This is a genomic window from Limosilactobacillus reuteri subsp. simiae (assembly GCF_020784875.1).
GTDB lineage: Bacteria > Bacillota > Bacilli > Lactobacillales > Lactobacillaceae > Limosilactobacillus > Limosilactobacillus reuteri_H.
Genome location: NZ_JAJGUI010000052.1, coordinates 1 through 259, shown reverse-complemented (window position 1 = coordinate 259; position 259 = coordinate 1). Strand labels below are relative to the sequence as shown.

General features: G+C 49.0%; 1 protein-coding gene. It reads left to right on the top strand.

All coding sequences use genetic code 11. The annotated features are described in order from the left end of the window. Window positions 1-259 (top strand): hypothetical protein (locus LMC10_RS01450; protein WP_267866773.1); only part of this gene is annotated, 259 nt, incomplete at both ends.

Here is a 259-nt window from a genome sequence, read left to right as displayed (position 1 = left end):
AGGCGGAGGTACTTTCGCTCGCACTCACAGATGCTGAAGTACTTTCGCTTGCACTTACCGAAGCAGATGTGCTTTCACTTGCACTTACTGAGGCGGAAGTTGATTCACTCGCACTTACTGAGGCCGAAGTTGATTCACTTGCACTCACAGATGCTGAAGTGGATTCACTCGCACTTACCGAAGCCGAGGTGCTTTCGCTAACGCTTACTGAAGCAGATGTTGATTCACTTGCACTTACCGAAGCCGAAGTACTTTCACT